Origin of the sequence: Rhodopseudomonas sp. P1 (assembly GCF_039642825.1) — a bacterium.
GTDB lineage: Bacteria > Pseudomonadota > Alphaproteobacteria > Rhizobiales > Xanthobacteraceae > Rhodopseudomonas > Rhodopseudomonas palustris_H.
In genome coordinates, this window is sequence record NZ_CP088006.1 from 1,590,063 (window position 1) to 1,608,685 (window position 18,623).

Below are 18,623 nucleotides of genomic sequence, written 5' to 3' on the forward strand. Positions count from 1 at the left end.
CCACCATGAGGTTCTGCAAGCTGCGACCGCGAGGAACCTCCAGACACAAAAACGGGGGCCGCGGCCCCCGAGGTCGTGCCTGATGGATGATGGCGTTGCTTAGTGCGCGGCCTCGTAGGCTGCCTTCTGCTGCTCCATCAGGGCGATCTTTTCACTGATCTTGGCGCGCTGGGTGGAAAGGGTCGATGCGATCGACGGCATGCCGGCGGTGACCTTCAGCGCGTCGTCGTATTTGGACAAATTGCGCTTTTCGCCGTCGATCAGGCCCGGCAGCACGCTGCCGTCGAGGCCGTCGAACAACGAGCGCACGCTCATGATGGTGCGGTGAACCACGCTCATGAACGAGCCGGAATCGTCGGCGGTTTCGCCGGCGTTGATCAGCAGGCCGGCCAGTTCTTCGGCGTTGCCGTGATGCAGCGCGATCATGTCGCGAAACAGCGGCGTCATGCCCTTGCCTTCGGCGTCCTCCAGCGCTTCCTCGTAGCCGTTGCGGGCGTCGATCGCGCTGGTGTGCAGCGTCTTGAGATGGTCGATGATATCGGTGTCCACGTCAGCCTCCATGCTCGGTTCAGCGATGGCGAGCGCCAAACGCCCACGCACCTGCCGCGCGATAACCGGGATCAGGAAACTCGGTTCCGGACAGGAACCACGGCACGGAAAGTTGTTAGTTGCGGCGTTCGCCGTCTTGCGGCTCGAGCCCGTAGGGCTTGACCAGCGCCCAGACATGGGCCGGTATCATGTTCTTCATTTTGTGTTTGTAGTGCCGCCGCAGATGCAGCACGGTCTCGACCGCCTTCATCTCGACCCGGGCGCGCGCGAATTCTATCCCGCGCGGTCCGACCTTCGGCATCAGCCATCCCATGAACGGCCGCAGCCAGTTCGGCATGCCGCGCACCGGCAGGCCGCCGGCGGCGAGCTCAGTGTTCTTGAGGAAGCCCTTCACCGGCGCCACGCGGTTGCCGGCTGTGGTCGGCTCGCTCAGTTTGACGTCGTCGCCGAGCAGCTTCAGCAATTCCTCGCCGCGCTCGTTGCGCACCAGGAGCCACTGTTCGCCGCGTCCGCCCATATAGCCGACGGTGATGTCGGCGAGCGTGTTGGTGTAGTCGACGCAGGTGCGGCAGGTGATCGGGAAAAAGGCCGGCGGCAGCTTCGAGATCGGCAGCAGCAGAAACGGCACCCGCTTCACCTTGCCGTCGTCGAACCGCATCTCGACGTGATAGTCGGCACAGAATTCCAGATAGGTGATGGTCTCGGGCTTGTCGGACAGCAGGTCGAGGAAGCCGTGAAACGCTTCGGTGGTGGTGTTGTCCGAGCAAGGCGTGCCGATCACGTACAGCTTTTCAAGGCCGAGCTGATCCTGCAGCCGGCGCAGCGCGTAGATCTGGCAGGGCACGCCGATCACCGCGAGCCGCTTATAGCCGGCGGCGATGGCCGGTTCGATCAGCGCCAGTGAAGGTGCGTAGCCCATTCGCATGCCGCGGCACTGCGCCATGCCTTCCGGCTTGGTCACCAGCACCGGCATCGGCTTCCATTTGTCGGACGGGTCCGGCGCCATCGCGATCACCGCGTCGACCGCGCCCGTCTCGAGCAGCCGCTGCGCGATCGTGGTGGTGATGCCGGTCCACTGCGCGCCCTCGCGCGGCTGCTTCATCGCTGCCTGCAGCATCCGGCGATACGGGCCGAAGAACGCCTCGTCGCCGGAGGCGCTGTCGCGGTTGCGGCCGTGCACCCGCTGTTCCATCGCCGGATAGTCCGGCTTGATGAACTGGCAGGCTTGGCCGCACTGCTTTGGATCGCTCATCCGCGACACGCCGCAATCGGTGCACAGCTCGCGCTCCGCCGGCTGGTTCAGCGGCGGCGTCCACAGTGCAGACGAGGTGTTGCGGTCGTGCATGGGCGCGACTTGTAGGAACCGGCCAATGGCCTCGCCATTCGCCTTAAGTTGCTTTCCCGATCAATAGAGCCAAAGCCGGGCGACCGATAGATCTGCGTCAAACTCGCGGCCGATCGCCACCAGACCGATCCGGCGCAGCCTCCGGGGATCGAACGGCACGTCGGTGCGGTGGGGCAGGAAGGCGGCGAACGGGAATTCGATCACCTGCCAGTGCGGCCCCGCCAGGAGCGGATGTCGATAGGATTGCTGCGGCCGCGCCAGATCGGTGGTGCGAAGATGCAGGCCGTAGGCCTCGCCGTTGCCGAGCAGCTCGGCGGCGATGCCGCTGAAGCTGCCGGCATCGAACGCGCCGCCGTCCGGCGACAGATCCATCGCGATCTGGATGAAGCCGCCATTATTCTCGGTCGAGACCGCACCGCGCATCCGCGCCGCCATCCGGCTCTCGATCTCCACAAGCTGCAGGGTGCCTTGCGAGACGCCGCCCATCACGGTCTCGGTGATCACCTGCCAGCGCCGCTGTCCTGCCGCAGGCCACAGCTCGGATTGCATCAGCGGATCACCATCGGGAACGTCACCGCAATTGCCCAGGCGAACAGCACCGCGTTGGCCAGCGCGCCGGGCAGCGGATGATTGGTCGCCTTGTAGGTCCAATTGCTGATCAGCCCGAAGGCCAGGAACAGCAGCAGGATCGCCGGCACGATGATGATCAGGAAGAACAGCTTCTGCAGATTAAGCGCCACCGCGACGGCGAGCGAGGCGAGGAAGCAGAATTTCGCCAGCGCATAGGCGCCGCGCTTGGCGCCTTGGCCATGCGCCATCCATTCGGCGGTGATGAAATACGGGATCGTGCCACACGCCACCGCCGCGATCAGATGGACGCGCTGTTCGATCGGCATGAACGAAAACAGATAGGTGTCGAGCGCGATGCCGAAGCCGAGAATGTTGTAGGCGATCGCCGCCACGGCTGCGATCACCAGCGCCCCGATCGCGACCCGCGGGTGGGCGGGGTCGGGCAGGGCGCCGAGCGCTGCCAGCTCCTGCGCGTGCGGCCGCGTGGGATGCGTCGCTGAACGATGGTTGCGCAGCCGGATCAACACCAGAATCGCGGCCGTCAGCAGGCCGTACAGCAGGAAGTGCAGCGTCAGGTAGTCGCCGAGCAGGATGATCAGGAAGTCGGTCGGTGCCTTCCACAACAGCAGCGGCGTCAGCACGGCTGGCACGATCGCGGTGACCAGAAGCTGCTTCCAACTCAGGTTCGCACCCATCGGAACGGCCGCGGCGCGGGGCAGCAGCTTCGACAGTGGCCAGGCCAGCGCGATCAGGCCGCCGAACAGCAGCGCCAGCCAGCGCGGCCGCCGATCGATCCAGCCCGAGCCGGTGCGGCCGAACGCATCGTTCATCCAATGCAGCGACTCGCGCATCGAGTCCTGGCTGTACAGCACGCCGATATGTTCGACCCCGGACGACAGCACGAAGCGGCGCGCGGTGCCGTCGGCGAAGCTGCCATAGGTGCGCCCTTCGACCGCGTTGCCGCCGGCGATCTGATTGACGATGCGCAGGCCTTCGTCCTTCAGCATTTGCGGCTCGAGCGCGCCGACGATCACCAGCAGATTGTGCGGCAGCGTCGCGGTGGATTTGCGCGTGAACACCGACACCGCGACGGTGGCGACGATCTCCGGATGTTCCACCGCATAGGCCACCACGATATCGGAAGCCATCGAATGGCCGAGCACGGCGGCGCGGCCGTCGCTCTCCGGCAGCTTGCGGGCATAGTCCGTGACCCGGCCGAGTTCGTCGACCAGCACGCCGGTGATCTTGGTCGGCTCATCGACGTCGCCCACCATCGTCACCGGATTGCGGCCGTGGCCGGTGAAGTCGAAGGTGACGGCGATATAGCCGTTGCGCGCCAGCGTCTGGGCGAACGGCTGCATCAATTGCTGCGAGCCGGCGAAGCCGTGGGCGATCACCACCACCGGCGCTTTGGTGGCGGAGGGCTGCCGGAACACTGTGACCGGCGTTTGCCCCACCGTGGCCGTCGTGATCAGCAGCCCGTCCTTGCCGCGCTGCAGCTGCCACAGCGCCACCACGATCGCCACGACGGCAGCGAGTGCGACGATGATCCGAAGCGGCGTCAGCCCACGGCGCATGGCCATCAATCGACGTCCGGGATGTGCTTCTTGCGGATACGGCGGATCGTCCACCAGATCGACAGCGCCGCGATCGGCACGAACAGCGCGGTGAGCAGGCTTGGATCGATCTTGAGCCGGCCGGATTCGGCGGCGCCCTTCACCATGTAGCCGAACAGCCCGACCACGTAATAGGTGATCGCCGCGGTCGACAGACCTTCGACCGTGGTCTGCAGCCTGAGCTGCAGCCGGGTGCGGGCGTTCATCGATTTCAACAGTTCCTGGTTCTGCTGTTCGAGCTCGACGTCGACGCGGGTGCGCAGCAGGTTGGCGGCGCGTGCGAGCTTGACCGACAGGTCCGACTGCCGCGCCTCGGTGGTGGCGCAGGTGCGCATCGCCGGCTTCATTCGGCGAGCGAGGAACGACGACCATGTCGGTAGGCCGCCGACCTTGCGTTCGCCGAGCGTGGCGAGGCGGCCGTTCATGATCTCGTCGTAGGCGCGGCTGGCGCCGAACCGATACAGGCTGGCGGCGGCGCCGGCTTCGACCTCCGCGGCGAGCTCGGTGAGCTCCTGCAGCAGCTTGTTGTTGTTGGCGAGATCGCCGACGCGGCGCATTTCAGCGGTGACTTCAGCGAGGCGCCGTTCGCTGGTCGCGATCGACGGCGCGAGCCGCTGCGCTTCGGGCAGGCCGAGCAGCGCCAGCGTCCGGTAGGTTTCGACTTCGAGCACGCGTTGCACCAAGGCGCCGGCGCGCTCCGGCGTCATGCCGCGATCGAGCACCAGCACGCGCACGAAACCGGACGGGCCGGGCTGGAAGTCGGTGGCGAACAGTGCCGCGCCGTCGGAATTCTCCGCGACCGCGAGGCTGGCGCGATCGAACAGGCGCTCGGGCGAAGTACGCGGCGGATCTTCCGGCATCGCGTGCAGGTCGACGGCGACCAGTAGCGGTCCAGGCTGCGGCAACAACCGCATCGGCGAAGCCAGTGAGGAGGCTTCCGGGTGGAACGGCGTCGCGGCGGGATCGGCCGGAATTTCCCAGGTGTAGGTGGTGAACTCGGAGTGCTGCTCCCAGCGCAGCATCGTGGTGCCGAAGCGGGCACGATGATGCTTCTCGCCGGGCGGCGGTGGCTGCAGTCCGCGCGACTCACAGAAGCTGATCATTGCGGCGCGGTCGGCCGCGGCGCGCGAGCCCGAGGTGTCGAATGCGAAGTGTAGGACGCGCGCCGGCAGGTTGAGCGCAGTGAACGGACGCGCGTGCACTTCGCCGAGAACGATCGCGCGCAATGGATGCGGCGAAAGTCGAACGTCGCCGTCTCCGATCAGAACGTCAGCCGTCATGTCGCTTTTGACCTTGCTCAATATTGCGCCTAGTTGACTTGAGTACCATTGCATGGCGATAGACAGAAGCTGAAAGGTTCCGCGAAAGGCTGTCGCAGGCGCCGGAATTGTCCGAGATCAACGACCCCCGGCCCCCCGCCGGGCTTCTACGCGACATCGGTGTCATCCGTTTGCAATCTGGCTCGGGCTGGTCATAAGGTTCGGCCGAACTTCGCCGCGGGCCCGTCGCGGTTGTCGAATGGAGCGTGTGGTGAAATTTCCAGTCCGTATTGGTACGCGCAAGAGCGTGATGGCGCTTGCCCAGACTGAAGACATCGCCAAGCAGCTGAGCGCGGCTGCGACTGAGCTCGATCCCCAGATCATCAAGTTCGAGACTGTCGGCGATAGCGATCAGATCAGCAAGCTGCTTCCGCACGGCGGCAAGGGCGGCGCGTTCGTCGCCGAGATCCGCGCCGCGATGCTGCGCGGCGAACTGCATTGCGCGATGCACTCGCTCAAGGACATGCCGGCCAACGAAGAAACGCCCGGCCTGATCGTTGCTGCCACGCTGGCGCGCGATCCGGCCTGCGACTCGCTGGTGCTGCGCAAGGGCCTCACCCTCGAGGAGCTGAAGAAGTCCCGCGGCAAGGGCTACACCATCGGGACTAACGCGGTGCGCCGCGCGGCCTATGCCAAGCGGTTGTTCCCCGAAGTCGAGGTGATCCATTTCCGCGGCGCGGCCGACAGCCGGATGCGGAAGCTCGACAACCGCGAAAAGCAGCGGATGCCGGACGGCAGCGAGGTCGGTCCCGCCGATGCGCTGATCATGGCGCGCGCCGGCATCGAGCGCGTCGGCTTCGTCGATCGCATCGCTCACGACTTCACGCCGGAAGAAATGCTGCCCGCAGCCGGCCAGGGCATCGTCGCGGTGGAATGCCCCGTGCACGAGTGGAAGACCCGGCAGTATCTGGCGCTGATCGATAATCATCAGTCGCGGCTGTGCTGCGACGCCGAGCGCGAAGTGCTGTGGGTGCTCAACGGCCATTGCAACTCGCCGATCGCGGCGCATTCGGTCATCACCGGCGACGAGATGACGCTGCGCGCCTCGGTTCTCGACCTGGAGGGCGGGGTGTTCATCGAAGCGGCGCGCACCGGCCCGGCCAATCGGCCGCGCGAGCTCGGCCGCACGGTGGGCCTCGAACTGCTCGACAAGGGCGCCGCCGCGGTGATCGAAAAGACCCGGCCGGAGTAATCGCAATGGCCACAGTATTTCCGTTCTCCGCGATCGTCGGCCAGGACGAGATGAAGCTGGCGCTGCTGATCGCGGCGGTGGATCAGAAGGTCGGCGGCGTGCTGGCCTTCGGCGACCGCGGCGCCGGCAAGTCCACCGCGGTTCGCGCGCTGGCAGCGCTGCTGCCGAAGATGAAGACCGTGGTCGGCTGCCGCTACAATTGCGATCCCGACCAGCCCGAGCGCTACTGCGAAGAGTGCAAGGAGAAGGTCAAGCACGGCAAGGTCAAGACCGCGCAGGTCCCGGTGCCGGTGGTCGATCTGCCGCTCGGCGCCACCGAAGACCGCGTCGTCGGTGCGCTCGATCTGGAACGTGCGCTGGCCAAGGGCGAGAAGGCGTTCGAGCCTGGCCTGTTGGCGCGGGCGCATCGCGGCTTCCTCTACATCGACGAAGCCAACCTGCTCGAAGACCATCTGGTCGACCTGTTGCTCGATGTCGCCGCCTCTGGTGAAAACGTGGTCGAGCGCGAAGGCCTCAGCATTCGTCATCCGGCCCGCTTCGTGCTGGTCGGCACCGGCAACCCGGAAGAAGGCGAGCTGCGTCCGCAATTGCTCGACCGCTTCGGCATGTCGGTCGAAGTGAAGACCCCGGACACGCTGCCGGAACGCATCGAAGTGGTGCGTCGCCGCGATGCTTTCGAGACCGATCCGGCCGCCTTCGTGGCCGATTGGTCGAAGGAAGAGACCAAGCTGCGCCGCAAGATCTCGCAGGCTAAGGAGCGGCTGCCCGAAGTCACCGTGAGCGACGCGGCGCTGGAACGTGCCGCCAAGCTGTGCATGACGCTCGGCACTGACGGCCTCCGCGGCGAACTGACGTTGATGCGTGCCGCGCGGGCGCTCGCTGCGCTCGAGCACGACAAGACCGTGACCGATGATCACCTGAAGCGGATCGCGCCCTCTGCCTTGCGGCACCGGCTGCGCCGCAATCCGCTCGACGATGCCGGCTCCAGCGTGCGGGTCGATCGCGCGCTTGCCGAAATCTTCGGATGAGCATCGCGCTCGCATGGTCCGATGCGGTGACCGCGGCGCAGTTGTTCGCGGTCGATCCGGTCGGTACCGGCGGTGTGTTGCTGCGCTCGCGCGCCGGCCCGGTGCGCGACCGCTGGCTCGCGATGCTGCGCGCCGCGCTGCCGCCTGAACAACCCTACAAGCATCTGCCGCTGCATATCGCCGACGGCCGCCTGCTCGGCGGGCTCGACCTGTCGGCGACGCTGCTCGCCGGCCGTCCGGTCGCCGAGCGCGGCTTGCTGTCGGAAGCCGACGGCGGCGTGCTGGTGGTGGCGATGGCCGAGCGGCTGCAGTCCTCGACCAACGTGTATCTGACCGCCGCGATGGATGCGCACGAGACCGCGGTGGAGCGCGATGGCCTGTCGCTGCGGATGCCGGCGCGGTTCGGCGTGGTGGCGCTCGATGAAGGGCTCGAGGACGAGTTCTCGCCGGCGGGCCTGCGCGACCGGCTCGGCTTCCATCTCGATCTCGATCAATTCGCCTGGCGCGAGACCGACGATTTCCCGATTTCGCTCGACGACATTCGCGCGGCGCGTGCGCGCCTCGCCGATATCAAGGTCGAGAGCGAGCAGATCGAAGCGGTGTGCACCGCCGCGGCTGCGCTTGGCATCATTTCGCTGCGCGCGCCGCTGCTGGCGATCCGCGCCGCCAAGGCGAGCGCCGCGCTGTTCGATCGCACCAAGATTGAGCAGGACGACATCACGCTCGCCGCGCGCTTGGTGCTGGCGCCGCGCGCCACCGTGTTCCCGCAGCAGGAGCAGCCGGACCAGGCCGACGAGCCGCCGCCGCCCGAGCCCCCGCCGCCGGAAGACGACAATCAGGACAACAACGATCAAGAGCAGCAGACGCCCGACATCGACAAGGCGCTGGACGAGGTGATCCTCGCCGCCGTCAAGGCCGCGATGCCGCCCGGCGTGCTGGAGGCGATGCGCGCCTCGGCCGGACGGGCGCGGGCCCGCTCGGCCGGCAAGGCCGGCGAGCTGCAGAAGTCGAAGAAGCGCGGCCGTCCCGCCGGCAGCATCCGCGGCGAACTGCGCGACGGCTCCAAGCTCAACGTGATCGAGACGCTGCGCGCTGCGGCGCCGTGGCAGCCGCTGCGGCGGCGCCAGGCCGAAGGTCGCAACGGCAGCGCGCCGCGCATCCTGGTCGAGAAGGACGATTTCCGGATCGCGCGCTTCAAGCAGCGCACCGAGACCATCACCATTTTCGTGGTCGACGCCTCCGGCTCGGCGGCGCTGCACCGGCTCGCCGAAGCCAAAGGCGCGGTCGAACTGTTACTTGCCGATTGCTACGTCCGCCGCGACCAGGTGGCGATGATCTCGTTCCGCGGTACCATCGCCGAAATCCTGCTGCCGCCGACGCGGTCGCTGGCGCGCGCCAAGCGAAGTCTCGCCGGGCTGCCGGGTGGCGGCGGCACGCCGCTGTCGGCCGGGCTCGACTGCGCCTTCATGCTGGCGGATTCGATCAAGCGCAAAGGCCAGACGCCGACCGTCATCGTGCTCACCGACGGCCGCGCCAACATCGCGCGCGACGGCGCGCCGGGACGGCCGCAGGCCGAAGAGGATGCCAAGGCGTCGGCACGGCAGTTCCGGGTCGCCGGAATTAGCTCGGTGGTGATCGATATGTCGCCGCGGCCGGGCCCCCAGGCGGAATCCTTCGCCAAGGAAATGGACGCGCGCTACCTGCCGCTGCCGCACGCCGATGCCACCGTGCTGGCGCAGGCGGTCACGGCTGCAACGCGGCAGGACTGATCGCGGTCCTGCCGGCGCTTAGCTCGCTGAGAATTCTGGATCTTAAGCGTCGAGCACGAATGCGTCGTCGTCTCCGGCGACGCGCGGCGTGATCGAAGGAGGGGGCGGCGGCGCCTCGATGGTGGCGAGCCGTTCGACCCGCGCGCCGACCGTCGAGTTCCGCTGCGGCGGGCGGGCGATCCGCCACTCCAGCTCACTGCGGTTCTGCAGCTCGGTGAACTTCACCGCAAAACCGTCGGGCCGATGCCGGACCACGCGGCCGACGCAGCTGCCGACCGCCAGCGGAGTTCCGATCTCGGGCTGCACATCGGCCGACACCGCGACACCGGAGATCGACATGTCGATCACGAAGCAGGTGTGCGACGAGCCATCGGCGAGCGTCAGGCTGGAATGCGGACATACCGGAACAACCCGCGCCTGCTCGCGTGCGTCCTTGATCGCCGGGTCGAGCATTTTCTTCTCGAGCCAGCTCAGCTGATTCGACAGCCGCTCGCGCATCGCGCGGGTCACCGCCAGTTCGAGCAGGAAGCCGCCGGGCAGGGTGTCGCTGATATGCCCGTCCAGCTTGCCGAACTCGCTGAAGTACGACGAGATGTGGTCGCCAACCCGGCCGATCACCGGAACGTCAACGATCATGCGGAACGGGGACACGCGGCTGGTGCGGCAGGCGAATTGTCGCAGCTTGCCGTTTTGATCGTACCAGTTCGCCAGCGAGTAGTTGCCGCCAACGGTGACGTTGACGGCGCGCTGCTTGAGAAATCGCTGGACTGACACGGCGGTTCGGCCCCCGGGAAAATACCTGTCGATTAGTAACGCACTCACCCTCCCGGAGATCTTCAGGATTGCTCAGTACACGCCAATGATTCCAACCTTGGTTATCGAAGTCTTGTGGCTGCGGATAAGCTTGTTCGGGAACCTGGAACCCAAGCGTTTCAAGGCTTTCTCTCCGCCCGCGAGCTAACAACGAGGTTCCAACCAATGCCGACTACCCGGCACAACGAGTTCAAAAACGGGAACTAATCGTCCGCACAACCTGATGGCTGAATTGCCTTGAGAGGTTGTGATGATTGTTTGCTGCAATCGAACAAAGAAAAGAGCCGGTGCAGACGGCACCGGCTCTTCGATCAGATCAGATGGCGAGAGGCGAGGGCGCCTCAGGCCTTGTAGTCGCGGACGCGCTTGATCATCTGCTCGACGTGAGCGATCGAGGCGTCCGGGGTGATGCCGTGGCCGAGATTGAAGATGTGACGGCCCGACGCGAAGTTCTTCAACACGTCGTCGACCGCTTCATCGAGCGCCGAGCCGCCGGCGATCAGCAACAGCGGATCGAGATTGCCCTGCACTGCGACCTTGGTCTGCACCTTCTCGCGCACGAAAGCGGGTTCGGCGGTCCAGTCGATGCTGACGGCGTCTACGCCGGTGCGCTCGACGAACGCCGGCAGCAGCGCGCCGGCGCCGCGCGGGAAGCCGATGATCTTGGTGCCCGGCTTGACCTTGCGGATGCCCTCGACGATCCGGCGGGTCGGCTCGATGCACCACTTCTCGAATTCGCGCGGCGGCAGGATGCCGGCCCAGGTGTCGAAGATCTGCAGCACGTCGGCGCCGGCATCGAGCTGCTTGAGCAGATACTGGATCGAGCTCTCGACCAGCACGTCGATGATCTTGGCGAACGCGCCGGGGTGCTGATACGCCATCAGCCGCGCAGGATGCTGATCCGAGGTGCCCTGGCCGGCCACCATGTAGGTCGCGACCGTGAACGGCGAGCCGCAGAAGCCGATCAGCGTGGTCTCCGGCTTCAGTTCGCGGCGAACGATGCGCAGCGCTTCGAACACCGGCTCGAGCTTGGACAGATCAATCGCGTTGTTCAGCGTACCGACCAGATCGGGCGAATTCAGCGGGTCGAGCCGCGGGCCTTCGCCGACTTCGAACCGCACCGAGCGGCCGAGCGCGTAAGGCACCACCAGAATGTCGGAGAAGATGATCGCCGCGTCGAAGCCGAATCGCCGGATCGGCTGTAGCGTCACCTCAGCGGCGAGCTCCGCGTTAAAGCACAGATCGAGGAAACTACCGGCTTGCGCCCGCGTTGCGCGGTATTCCGGCAGGTAACGTCCGGCCTGCCGCATCATCCACATCGGAGGAGAGGCCTGCCGGTTGCCGGAAAGCACTTCCATGAACGGTTTGGTCACCAGATTCTGTGTCAAGAGAGCTACCCACTGTTGTACGACAAGTCTTCTTGACGGTCTGATACACTGCGCGCACCGTCTTGACCACGCCGACCTGCGGCGGAGATGCCGCGAATAGGAATTTCGAGATGAATGCAACCGCACCCACCCCCGCATCGTCCGAGACGCTCAGCGGAAATCCGGCGCTACCGCCGCCGGTCCCGGGCGAACGTCACGACATCGACAGTTTCGGCGGTCGGCTGACCTATTGGTCCGCAGCGCCGGCAGAGCCGACGTCGCAGCCGCCTCTGCTGCTGATCCACAGTGTCAATGCCGCAGGCTCGGCCTACGAGGTTCGGCCGATCTTCGAGCACTACGCACGGAGCCGACCGGTTTATGCGATCGAATTGCCGGGCTTTGGTCATTCGTCGCGCGCAAAGCGTCAATACACCATTCGGATGATGACGGATGCGGTTCATTCCGTAGTCGGCGAGATTCAAAAGGTGCACGGCGACAAGCCGATCGACGCGCTGGCGCTGTCGCTCGGCAGCGAATTCCTCGCCCGTGCTGCGAGCGAAACGCCGCAGGCGTTTCGCAGCCTGGCGCTGGTGGCGCCGACCGGATTCGACAAGAAGAACCAGCGTTGGACCCAGGGATCGCGGGCGATTCCGTGGCTGCATGCGTTCTTCGAAAATCCGGTGTGGAGCGAAAGCATCTTCAAGCTGCTGACGATGAAGCCGGTGATCGGCTGGTTCTTGAAGAAGGCGTTCGGCTCGCCCAGCATCGATCAGGGCATGCTCGACTACGACTATCTGACGACGCATCAGCCGGGCGCCCAGCACGCGCCGTATTACTTCGTGGCCGGTTATCTGTTCAGCCAGGACATCCTGCGGATCTATCAGGATCTGCCGATGCCGGTGTGGTTCAGCCACGGCGTGCGTGGCGACTTCGTCGACTACACCCTGAAGACCACGGTGGAGGGCCGGCCGAACTGGACCGTCACGGTGTTTCAGACCGGGGCGATGCCGCATTTCGAGGTGCCGGGCGAATTCATGCGGGCCTATGACGAGTTTCTTGGCCGGGTGAGCAAGACCGGGACCTGAGGCTGCTGCGATGTCCGACCTGGTCTGGAGTCGCGACGGCCTGGATTGGCCTTATCGCGAGGCCAGCCGCTTCATCGAAGCCGGCGGCTTCCGCTGGCATGTGCAACGCATGGGATCGCCGGCCGCTCCGGCGATCCTGCTGATTCACGGCACCGGCGCCGCCTCGCATTCCTGGCGCGGCTTGGCGCCGCTGCTGGCGCGCCATTATCATGTGGTCGCGCCCGATTTGCCGGGGCACGGCTTCACCCAGTCGCCGCGCGGTCATCGGATGTCGCTGCCCGGCATGGCGGCCGATCTCGCCGCTCTGCTCCGCACACTTCAAGTCTCGCCCGAGCTGGTCGTCGGCCATTCGGCGGGCGCGGCGATCGGCGCGCGGATGTGCCTCGACGGCGCGGTCGATCCAAAAATCCTGTTCAGCCTCAACGGCGCATTCCTGCCTTATGGCGGCCCGGCGGCGAGCTTCTTCTCGCCGCTCGCCAAGATGCTGGTGATGAATCCGTTCGTTCCGAGCTTGTTCGCCTGGCAGGCCGGGCACCGCGGCGCGGTCGAACGGCTGATCGGCAACACCGGCTCCACCATCGATCCGGCCGGCATCAAGCTCTACGGCAAGCTGGTCTCCAGCCCGCATCACGTCGCCGCGGCGCTGCGGATGATGGCGAACTGGGATCTCGAACCGCTGTTGAAAGCTTTGCCCAATCTGAAGCCGCTGCTGGTGCTGGTGGCGGCCGAAGGGGACCGTGCGATTCCGCCGTCGGTGGCGGTTAAGGTCCGGGAATTATTGCCGAAAGCTGTAATCGAGCGAATTCCGGCGCTGGGCCATCTGGCCCATGAAGAGCGTCCGGCGCTGATCGCCGCCCTGATCGAACGCTACGCCGAAAAACTGGAGAATATCGAATAGATCAAAGACGGCTTGTCAGGATCTGCTTACAGATTGCCGCTAGCCCTCTGTCAATTTTTTGTTACAGTGGTACCCATGCTCGATCCTGGCCCCAATCCTGCTCCCCGTCTTCCTCGCGATCGTGCCCCGCATGCGGTGGTGATCGGCTCCGGCTTCGGCGGCTTGGCCGCAGCGGTGCGCCTTGGCGCCAAGGGGTATCGAGTAACCGTTCTCGAAAAGCTCGATAAGGCCGGCGGCCGCGCTTACGTCCACAAGCAGGACGGCTTCTCGTTCGACGCCGGGCCGACCATCGTCACCGCGCCGTATCTGTTCGAAGAGCTGTGGAAGCTGTGCGGCAAGCGGATGTCGGACGACATCACGTTGAAGCCGATGTCGCCGTTCTATCGCATCCGCTTCGACGACGGCACGCACTTCGATTACTCCGACGACCGCGACGCGGTGCTCGATCAGATCGCGAAGTTCTGCCCGGACGACGTGCCGGCCTACGACCGCTTCATGGCGGCCTCGCACGAGATCTTCAAAGTCGGTTTCGAGCAGCTCGGCGATCAGCCGTTCAGCCACTTCACCGACATGCTGAAGATCGCGCCGGCGATGATCAAGCTGGAGAGCTATCGCAGCGTTTACGGCCTGGTTGCCAAGCACTTCAAGGATCCGAAGCTGCGGCAGGTGTTCAGCTTCCATCCGCTGCTGATCGGCGGCAACCCGTTCATGTCGAGCTCGGTGTATTGCCTGATCACCTACCTCGAAAAGCAGTGGGGCGTGCATTCGGCGATGGGCGGCACCGGCGCGCTCGTGACCGGTCTGGTCAAGCTGATCGAAGGCCAGGGCAACGAGATCCGCTACAATCAGGACGTCCGCCAGATCGTGGTGCAGAACGGCACCGCCTGCGGCGTCAAGCTCGCCGATGGCGAAGTGATCAAGGCCGATATCGTGGTGTCGAACGCCGATTCGGCCTCGACCTATCGCTATCTGCTGCCGCCGGAGACGCGCCGGCGCTGGACCGACGCCAAGATCGAGAAGTCGCGCTACTCGATGAGCCTGTTCGTCTGGTACTTCGGCACGAAGCGCCGCTACGAAGACGTCAAGCATCACACCATTCTGCTCGGGCCGCGCTACAAGGAGCTGATCAGCGACATCTTCAGCCGCAAGGTGGTCGCCGACGATTTCAGCCTGTATCTGCATCGCCCGACTGCGACCGATCCGTCGCTGGCGCCTCCCGGCTGCGATACGTTCTACGTGCTGTCGCCGGTGCCGAACCTGCTCGGTGATACCGATTGGCACACCAAGGCGGAGACCTATCGCGCCTCGATCGCCAAGATGCTCGGCGCAACCGTTCTGCCCGATCTGGAGAACCAGATCGCAACTTCCAAGATCACGACGCCGCTCGATTTCCAGGACCGCCTGTCGTCGTTCCGCGGCGCCGCGTTCGGCCTGGAGCCTGTGCTGTGGCAGAGCGCCTGGTTCAGGCCGCACAATCAGAGCGAAGACGTCAAACGGCTTTATCTCGTCGGCGCCGGAACGCATCCCGGCGCTGGCCTGCCCGGGGTTCTGTCCTCGGCGCGGGTAGTCGATGCGCTGGTCCCCGAGGCCGACAGTCTGGTGACATCATGAGTCTGCAATCCGATATGTTGGCCCAATCCGACATGCTGGCCTGCCGCGAGATGATCAAGGAAGGCTCGCACACCTTCCACGCGGCCTCCAAGGTGCTACCGCGGCGGATTAGCGATCCGGCGATCGCGCTGTACGCGTTCTGCCGCGTCGCCGACGATGCCGTCGACCTCGGCCTCGATCGCGCTGCTGCTGTCGAAGTGCTAAAGGACCGGCTCGACCGTGCCTGCCGCGGCGTGCCGCGCGCCTATCCGTCCGACCGCGCCTTCGCTGATGTGGTGGCGCGGTTTTCGATTCCGCCGGCGATTCCCGAGGCGCTGATCGAGGGCCTGGAGTGGGACGCACAGGGCCGCCGGTTCGACACGCTGTCTGACCTGTATTCGTATTGCGCCCGCGTCGCCGGCACGGTCGGCGTGATGATGACGCTGGTGATGGGCCAGCGCAAACCCGACATCGTGGCGCGGGCCTGCGATCTCGGCTGCGCGATGCAGCTCACCAACATCGCTCGTGATATCGGCGAGGATGCACGCAACGGCCGCATCTACATGCCGCTGTCATGGATGCGCGAGGCCGGCCTCGATCCGGAGACTTGGCTCGCCAATCCGAAGTTCACGCCGGAGATCGCCAGCATCGTCAAGCGGCTGATCGACACCGCGGATGCGCTGTACGATCGCGCCACGCTCGGCATCGCCAACCTGCCGCGCTCCTGCCGTCCCGGCATCTTCGCGGCGCGCGCGCTGTATGCCGAGATCGGCCGTGAGGTCGAACGTTCCGGCCTCGACTCGGTGTCGAGCCGCGCGGTGGTTTCGACCGGCCGCAAGCTCGCGGTCCTTGCCCGCCTGCTGGCGTTCCAGGAAACCGAATGGGCCCCGGCGAAGTATCTGCCGGCCAAGTTCGGCGACATGGAAGAGACCAAGTTTCTGGTCGACGCGGTGATCGCACATCCGGTGCGCGAACTGCCGGCGCGCCAGAAGGTCAAGCCGCTCGAGCAGAAGGTCGCCTGGCTGGTCGACCTGTTCACCCGCCTCGAACGCCGCGATCAGATGCTGCAGCGCAGCCGGGTGTAGTTAGCTCAATCGCCGGCACCACCCCATCATGCCCGGGCTTGTCCCGGGCATTTCCATGAACGGCGCTTGTGCCGATGTTTGTGGCGCATGGATTGAGACGGCGCTGCGCGCCTCTCCACCAAGAGGACCATCGCGCTTAGCGACACTCCACGAATCTCGATTAGGCCATCCGCTCGCTTCGACCTCATCCTGAGGAGGCCGCGTCGCGGCCGTCTCGAAGGATGGGCCGCGAGGGATACGACCCCGGGTCCGTTCAAACGCCACTGATTTGCAAAAACTCTCGAAGCCGCCACACTGGTGTGATACCGATGCTGACCTTGTGCAACGGATCACGGCCATGACCATCGACACCGACCTCGACCGCACTCCCGCTGCTTCCACCGATAATCCCGTCGAGGCTCGCCGCGCCCAGGCGCGCGTCTGGTTCGAAGGGCTGCGCGACCGGATCTGCGCCGAGATCGAGACGTTGGAGCGCGAAGCGCCGGCCGAGCTGTTTCCCGGCGAGCCGGCGACTTTCACTTACAAACCCTGGCAGCGGAAGACCGGCTCCGGCGGCGGTGTCGGCGGTTTTCTGTCGAACGGACGGCTGTTCGAGAAGATCGGCATCCACACCTCGTCGGCGAACGGCAAGCTCTCGCCGGAAATGGCCAAGAATGTGCCTGGCGACGGCAGCCTCGACTACGTCTCCACCAGCATCAGCCTGATCATGCATCCGCGCAGCCCGCGGGTGCCGACCGTGCACATGAACACGCGATTCCTGTCGACCTCGCAGGGCTGGTTCGGCGGCGGTGCCGATCTCACGCCGATGCTGCCGGAGCAGCGCAGCCAGGAGGCGGAGGACGCAGTGACGTTCCACACCGCGATGAAGCGCACCTGCGACGCCCACGATCCGGCCTACTACGAGAAATTCAAGCCCTGGGCCGACACCTACTTCTTCCTGCCGCATCGGGGCGTGGCGCGCGGCGTCGGCGGGATCTTTTTCGACTATCTCAACAGCGGCGATTTCGATCGCGACTTCGCCTTCACCCGCGACGTCGGCTCGGCGCTGCTCGACGTTTATCCTCGCATCGTGCGTAAGCGCATGGTCGAGCCGTGGACCGACGAGGAGCGGGCGCAGCAGCTCGCCTGCCGCGGGCTCTATGTCGAATTCAATCTGTTGTACGATCGCGGCACGATGTTCGGTCTGCAGACCGGCGGCAACACCGAGACCATCATGAGCTCGATGCCGCCGCTGGTGAGCTGGAGCTGACGCCGGCGACCGGAGTCGTCGTGGTCTCGCGTCGGCGCGATCTGTCGCATCAGTGATACAGAAACAGCGCGCAGGGCGGGGTGTCGACCAGCGCGTCCGTGGTCGAGCCGAACAGCGCTTCGCGGAAGCCGCGATTGCCATACGCGCCCATCACCACCGTGCCGATGTTGCGCTCAGCGACAGCGGCGCGGATCAGGTCGGCAGGATCGTCGCTCGACGAGGTCGGGATAGCTTCGGCCGCGTGTCCGTGAATCCGCAGAAACTCCGCTGCCGCATTGGCCTTGCGTGCGGCCGCAGCCTCGTCGCGGTCGATCGCCAGCGCGCAGATCTGTTTGCCGTCGCCGAGGCCCAACAGCGCGAACACTTGCAGCGCGCGCATCGCCGGCAGACTGCCATCATAGGCGATCAGCACCGCATCCCCCGCCGGCAGTTCATCGGGACAGACGATCAACGGCCGCGGCGTGCGCACCACCAGCTTGGCGATCATCGCCGATAGCGGCTCCTGGCTGCCGCCGAATCCGGTGTCGTGGCCCGCGACCGCAAGATCGCGCGTTTCCGTCGCCAGCCGAAAGCCGTCGGCCGGATCGCCTTCGAATGACACCGCTTCGCAGGTGAGCGACCGGCTGCGGCAGTCGTCCGCAAATTCCGCCTGCAGGCGGTCACGCGTGGTGTCGGCCTGCCGCTTCAGCTCGGTCTGGAGCTGGGTCTGGTAGGCCGACATCCCAATGCCGCCGAGCATCGGCGCTTCGATCTCGCCGAGATCGACGCCGGCAAGTCCGGCGAGGTCCGTGCCTGTCTGCTGCACCAGCCGGAACGCATAGGCGCGCGCCGCCAGCGACGACGGCGTATCGCCGAGCAGGACCAGGGTTCGCTTGAGCATCGACATGTTGGGTCTCCCATTCCGGCATGCTGAAGAGGGCAGGGGCTTCGATGCGACGATCGTGGATCGTCGAGCGCCTGCGGGCCGAGCGAGGTCGGGACGACACCATTGGCGAGATCGCCGCCCCCTTCGATGTGTCGCGATGACGCACGAGCAGTCGTCGCTGCGATCATCTGCCAATGCCGGCGGGACCTGAGTTTCACCGATGAGGCCGGTGCGGGAATCCCGAGAGTGAGCTATTCTGCTACCTCTTGGCCATCAGCCATCG

General features: G+C 65.7%; 16 protein-coding genes. 8 read left to right on the top strand and 8 right to left on the bottom strand.

Annotation, left to right across the window (positions count from 1 at the left end; genetic code table 11):
- Nucleotides 1–99 precede the first annotated feature (99 nt).
- The 5 genes from LRC39_RS07460 to LRC39_RS07480 all read right to left on the bottom strand — a co-directional run bounded on the left by LRC39_RS07460 (nucleotide 100) and on the right by LRC39_RS07480 (nucleotide 5,360).
- Nucleotides 100–549 (bottom strand): ferritin-like domain-containing protein, encoded by a 450-nt coding sequence (locus LRC39_RS07460; RefSeq protein WP_346296825.1) that lies wholly within the window; start codon nucleotides 547–549, stop codon nucleotides 100–102.
- Between the two features lie 115 nt (nucleotides 550–664).
- Nucleotides 665–1,894 carry a Coenzyme F420 hydrogenase/dehydrogenase, beta subunit C-terminal domain gene (locus tag LRC39_RS07465; RefSeq protein WP_346296826.1) on the bottom strand — a complete coding sequence of 410 codons (1,230 nt, stop codon included), beginning with the start codon at nucleotides 1,892–1,894 and terminating at the stop codon, nucleotides 665–667.
- A 60-nt stretch (nucleotides 1,895–1,954) separates the two neighbouring features.
- Nucleotides 1,955–2,443 (bottom strand): CIA30 family protein, encoded by a 489-nt coding sequence (locus tag LRC39_RS07470; protein WP_346296827.1) that lies wholly within the window; start codon nucleotides 2,441–2,443, stop codon nucleotides 1,955–1,957.
- Nucleotides 2,443–4,047 carry an alpha/beta hydrolase family protein gene (locus LRC39_RS07475; RefSeq protein WP_346296828.1) on the bottom strand — a complete coding sequence of 535 codons (1,605 nt, stop codon included), beginning with the start codon at nucleotides 4,045–4,047 and terminating at the stop codon, nucleotides 2,443–2,445. Before LRC39_RS07475 ends, LRC39_RS07470 begins: the two co-directional genes overlap by 1 nt.
- The gene (locus LRC39_RS07480) at nucleotides 4,047–5,360 is read right to left on the bottom strand and encodes a DUF3422 family protein (protein WP_107357434.1); all 1,314 of its coding nucleotides are present in this window, start codon (nucleotides 5,358–5,360) and stop codon (nucleotides 4,047–4,049) included. The genes LRC39_RS07475 and LRC39_RS07480 overlap by 1 nt, the downstream gene beginning before the upstream one ends.
- Before the next feature lie 238 nt (nucleotides 5,361–5,598).
- Here LRC39_RS07480 and hemC point away from each other — a divergent pair, with 238 nt between their 5' ends.
- From hemC to LRC39_RS07495, 3 genes are read left to right on the top strand one after another with little or no spacing between them, the layout of a single operon-like run.
- Complete coding sequence (gene hemC, locus LRC39_RS07485) at nucleotides 5,599–6,591, top strand: hydroxymethylbilane synthase (protein ID WP_430624926.1); 993 nt, start codon at nucleotides 5,599–5,601, stop codon at nucleotides 6,589–6,591.
- Nucleotides 6,592–6,596: 5 nt separating this feature from the next.
- Nucleotides 6,597–7,619 (top strand): magnesium chelatase ATPase subunit I, encoded by a 1,023-nt coding sequence (bchI, locus tag LRC39_RS07490; protein WP_107343522.1) that lies wholly within the window; start codon nucleotides 6,597–6,599, stop codon nucleotides 7,617–7,619.
- Nucleotides 7,616–9,388, top strand: a complete 1,773-nt coding sequence (locus tag LRC39_RS07495) for a magnesium chelatase subunit D (protein WP_107354733.1) — start codon at nucleotides 7,616–7,618, stop codon at nucleotides 9,386–9,388. Before bchI ends, LRC39_RS07495 begins: the two co-directional genes overlap by 4 nt.
- 42 nt (nucleotides 9,389–9,430) lie before the next feature.
- Here LRC39_RS07495 and LRC39_RS07500 read toward each other — a convergent pair whose 3' ends face one another.
- Nucleotides 9,431–10,162, bottom strand: a complete 732-nt coding sequence (locus tag LRC39_RS07500) for a PilZ domain-containing protein (protein ID WP_346296830.1) — start codon at nucleotides 10,160–10,162, stop codon at nucleotides 9,431–9,433.
- Nucleotides 10,163–10,542: 380 nt separating this feature from the next.
- On the bottom strand, nucleotides 10,543–11,589 hold the full coding sequence (gene hemE, locus LRC39_RS07505; RefSeq protein WP_107354735.1) for a uroporphyrinogen decarboxylase: 1,047 nt from the start codon (nucleotides 11,587–11,589) through the stop codon (nucleotides 10,543–10,545).
- A gap of 110 nt (nucleotides 11,590–11,699) precedes the next feature.
- Here hemE and LRC39_RS07510 point away from each other — a divergent pair, with 110 nt between their 5' ends.
- From LRC39_RS07510 to hemF, 5 genes are all read left to right on the top strand, one after another.
- Nucleotides 11,700–12,653, top strand: coding sequence for an alpha/beta fold hydrolase (locus LRC39_RS07510; RefSeq protein ID WP_107343526.1), 954 nt, complete (start codon nucleotides 11,700–11,702; stop codon nucleotides 12,651–12,653).
- A 10-nt stretch (nucleotides 12,654–12,663) separates the two neighbouring features.
- Nucleotides 12,664–13,551, top strand: coding sequence for an alpha/beta fold hydrolase BchO (gene bchO, locus LRC39_RS07515; protein ID WP_346296831.1), 888 nt, complete (start codon nucleotides 12,664–12,666; stop codon nucleotides 13,549–13,551).
- A gap of 75 nt (nucleotides 13,552–13,626) precedes the next feature.
- Entirely contained in the window at nucleotides 13,627–15,162 is a 1,536-nt protein-coding gene (locus LRC39_RS07520; RefSeq protein ID WP_107343528.1) for a phytoene desaturase, read from the top strand.
- Entirely contained in the window at nucleotides 15,159–16,226 is a 1,068-nt protein-coding gene (locus LRC39_RS07525; RefSeq protein WP_107343529.1) for a phytoene/squalene synthase family protein, read from the top strand. The genes LRC39_RS07520 and LRC39_RS07525 overlap by 4 nt, the downstream gene beginning before the upstream one ends.
- Nucleotides 16,227–16,563: 337 nt before the next feature.
- Nucleotides 16,564–17,475, top strand: coding sequence for an oxygen-dependent coproporphyrinogen oxidase (hemF, locus tag LRC39_RS07530; protein ID WP_346296832.1), 912 nt, complete (start codon nucleotides 16,564–16,566; stop codon nucleotides 17,473–17,475).
- Nucleotides 17,476–17,524: 49 nt separating this feature from the next.
- Here hemF and LRC39_RS07535 read toward each other — a convergent pair whose 3' ends face one another.
- On the bottom strand, nucleotides 17,525–18,361 hold the full coding sequence (locus tag LRC39_RS07535) for a universal stress protein (RefSeq protein WP_346296833.1): 837 nt from the start codon (nucleotides 18,359–18,361) through the stop codon (nucleotides 17,525–17,527).
- Nucleotides 18,362–18,623 lie beyond the last annotated feature (262 nt).